This window comes from Microbacterium luticocti DSM 19459, assembly GCF_000422405.1.
In the GTDB taxonomy this organism is placed as follows: Bacteria; Actinomycetota; Actinomycetes; order Actinomycetales; family Microbacteriaceae; genus Microbacterium; species Microbacterium luticocti.
Genome location: NZ_AULS01000028.1, coordinates 1 through 3,267, shown reverse-complemented (window position 1 = coordinate 3,267; position 3,267 = coordinate 1). Strand labels below are relative to the sequence as shown.

The 3,267-nt window shown below is 68.0% G+C and carries 4 protein-coding genes and 2 pseudogenes; all 6 read left to right on the top strand.

Annotation, left to right across the window (positions count from 1 at the left end; all coding sequences use genetic code 11):
- Positions 1–493: 493 nt before the first annotated feature.
- Positions 494–1,582 (top strand): DNA cytosine methyltransferase, encoded by a 1,089-nt coding sequence (locus tag H577_RS17460; RefSeq protein ID WP_084516235.1) that lies wholly within the window; start codon positions 494–496, stop codon positions 1,580–1,582.
- Positions 1,579–1,836 (top strand): hypothetical protein, encoded by a 258-nt coding sequence (locus H577_RS17975; RefSeq protein WP_051192018.1) that lies wholly within the window; start codon positions 1,579–1,581, stop codon positions 1,834–1,836. Before H577_RS17460 ends, H577_RS17975 begins: the two co-directional genes overlap by 4 nt.
- 132 nt (positions 1,837–1,968) lie before the next feature.
- Positions 1,969–2,050, top strand: a pseudogene (locus H577_RS17455) (single-stranded DNA-binding protein); the annotation flags it as partial.
- A gap of 114 nt (positions 2,051–2,164) precedes the next feature.
- A pseudogene (locus H577_RS16500) lies at positions 2,165–2,736 on the top strand (hypothetical protein).
- Positions 2,733–2,984: a helix-turn-helix transcriptional regulator gene (locus tag H577_RS17450; RefSeq protein WP_084516233.1), complete on the top strand. Its 252-nt coding sequence runs from the start codon at positions 2,733–2,735 to the stop codon at positions 2,982–2,984. The pseudogene H577_RS16500 and the gene H577_RS17450 overlap by 4 nt, the downstream one beginning before the upstream one ends.
- Positions 2,965–3,267: hypothetical protein (locus H577_RS17730; RefSeq protein WP_211217933.1), on the top strand; the 303-nt coding region annotated here is incomplete at its 3' end. The genes H577_RS17450 and H577_RS17730, both read left to right, overlap by 20 nt.

Genomic DNA, 3,267 nt, shown 5'->3' with positions numbered 1-3,267 from the left:
AGAGCACCGGCTGGCCGACCCCGCACGCCCCCGCAACAAGCCACGCCACCGAAACACGAAACCACGCCCACCAAAACCACGACGGTGGATCAGGGTTGAGTCAGCTGCGAGTGAGCTCCCCGACTCGGGTGACGTGGGATTCTCCGCACGCCTGCGCCAGGCGTCAACCGCGTCCGAGATACGGTCCAGCCGCCTCAACCACTCACTGTCTTCGGTCGGCTGAGGCTGCCGTCTGGGTCGCCGCTTCGTTATAGCCGCACCTTATCCCCGTTCGTACACCGGCCCTCGCGATGCGCTTCGCCGGGCGCTTTCCCTCGATCTGCAATAGGCGTGGTGACTCTGAGGACGAGTCGAGAAGACGACGAGGTGAGCAGGCGTCGCGGGGGCGGGCTGCGGCGGGCAGGGAGCCGGCGCGAGCACCTGACAGGTGACCAGCCCGGCATCAGGTTCACGAGCGGACGACGACCGGGATCACCGATCAGGCGGAGTCCTCATGTCAGAAACCGACGATGCGCGCGCCGACCGTCGTCTGCGGGTCGGGTCGCTGTTCTCCGGCTACGGCGGGCTCGACCTCGCCGTCGAGGAAGTCTTCGACGCCCGCACCGTCTGGTTCTCCGAAATCAACGAGCCCGTCGTCCACGTCTTTGCACACCACTGGCCCGACGCCCCGAACCTCGGGGACATCACCACAATCGACTGGAACACCGTGCCGCCGGTGGACATCTTCTGCGGCAGCTTTCCCTGCCAGGACGTGTCCACGGTCGGGAAGATGGCCGGCCTCGCACCTGGCATTCGCTCCGGCCTGTGGGCGCACATGGCGGCGGCAATCGAGGTGCTGCAACCTCAATGGGCCGCGATCGAGAACGTGCGGGGGCTGCTCTCTGCAACCGCAATCCGCTCCGTCCCGGAAGAAGACGACGATGAACGACGCAACCCCGAAACCGCCCGAGCAGCAACCGTTCGCAACCTGGAACCCGACCCGTGGGGTCTGGGAGACGAGCCAGCCCGACCTCTACGGGCACTTGGCGCCGTACTCGGAGATCTGGCCGACATCGGGTACGACGCACGATGGATCGGCCTACCCGCTTCCCACGTCGGCGCTCCGCACGCCCGGTTCCGCGTCTTCATCCTCGCCCGTCCCGCTCTTTCGCACTCCGCTTGCCTCCGGCTCGATCCGAGGCAACGAACCGATAGACAAGGTGCGAGCACGGAGAGGGGCGATCACGCTCAGCCATCAAGTAGTCGAGCTCGTGACGAAGCGGGAACGCGGACCCTCGCCGGAGGCGACGTTCGCGTTGATCGAGGAGTTCCTCGAGGCTGGGGACGCTACGCCCTCGCTATCGCCCGATGGGAACACATCACCGGACGGCCCGCCCCTGCGCCCGCCATTCTGAACGGCGAACCCGTGAGGCGCCCAGCGCCACGATTCGTGGAGTGGCTGATGGGCCTACCCGCCGGATGGGTCACCGATGTTGTCTCGCAGACCACGGGCGACCCGATCCCCGAGCGGCCGGTGCCAACCCTGCCCGAGGGCGCGGCACCTGCCGGGCTGTGGGAGGGCCTGGCAGCTCCTACGGCGTGAACTACGTCTCCGGCTGGGCGGGCACGGTCAAGGACAAGGACCCGGCCGAGGTCGTGCAGGCCACCGGAGAGCGGGTACGCACGACCGCGGCGGCGATCCTCGACGCCCTCAACACCGTGCAGGCCGGCGCGGGCGACCCGCCCGGTCTGACCCGCGATGCGGCACCGGCGCCGCGCGCCGAGCGGACCCCGCTGGCACCGATGGAGACGGGCCGCACGGCGCACACCGCAGAGCTCGCGGTGAGGAGTCTGTGATGGACCCCGCCGCCCTGTTCACCGCCGTCGCCGGGATGCCGCTGCCCGACGCCGCGCTACGGCTTGCGGACGCCGGCGTGCCGGACTTCCCCTGCGCGCCGGGCGGCAAGCACGGAGCAGGACGGTCAGACCGCGAAGGCCGAGGAGTTCGTGGCGAAGAAGGTCGGCCACGACCTCGCGCGAACCAGATACGAGGTCGACCGCACGCCTCGATCCCAGAGCGCCGCGCTGATGGAGGAGATGGCCGAGCAGGCATCGGTCGGCTTCATGGCGCAACGGAGCGCACCGAGCGCCACGCCGGTACTCGGGCTCTGACAAGGAGAGCGTCATGGCTGAGAGCGAAGACATCCCCGGGGCGGAAGAGCCCGAGCCCGAGGAGGCGACCGAATGGGACGCCGCTTCGATGCTGCCGAAACCGCCGCACCCGATCAACTGGAACCTCCTCACGTCGGACGAGGCTGAGGCCGAGTGGCTGGAACCCAACAAGTGGACCGATTGGTTGCGCCGCGCCTATGGGCTTCCTGCTTGGTGCTGCCGCCGTTCTGGCATCGGCACCCTGAGCTCGTGTGGGAACTCAGCGCCCTGCACCTGCACTGGCTCGCGGCCTACGACCCCGAGCAGAACGCTTCGGCATCGCTGGGATGGCACCGTAACTTCGCCGAAGCCCGACAACGGTTCCGCGATTGGGTCGCAGCGTGCGGCACCCGACTGGACCGCGACCGGCCCACCCGTCAGACCGCATGGCCCGGGGAGGAGCCCACCGAGCCCGTCGAGGACCGGATCATCGAGAACCGCGATCAGGACTTCGTGCAGTTCGTCCTCGATGACGTGGAGGCTCGCCGCCAAGCCGAGGAGGCGTTCTACGCCGGCTTCGATCCGGATATGGGGGAGTTTCGATGAAGGAATCGACCTCATCGGCACCAGGCGATCGACTGCTGCGCACTGATGAGGTCGCGGCGTGGCTGTCGGTGTCGAAGTCCACCTTGGTGCGCTGGTGGCAGGCTGGGGAGGGCCATGCGGTCTACTGGCTTGCCGAGGGGGTTCCACGCTACCGCGCCGCTGATGTTGAGGCCTGGCTTGCTGCGAGAACGGCAGCGAGAGCCCGAGCGCCGCGAAGGGGAAGCGCTCATGCCCGCCCGTCGTGGTGACAAGTGGGAAGGGCGGCTGAAGGTCGGCGGCCGGGTTGTCGGCACTCGACGTTTCGACACAAAGCGGGCCGCCGTGGAGTGGGAACGCGGGCAGCGCACAACGGTTGATGAGCACAACTACAACCCGAGCACCGGAAAGATCGCCGTCGAAACGCTCCTTGCCGAGTGGCTAGAGCAGCGTGAAGGTCGCGTCAGCGAGACGGCGCTGAAGACCGACCGTTTCCTCCTGCCGACGGAAGGTCAGCTCGCGGTACCAGTGGGTGAGTCCCATAGCGTGGTGTCA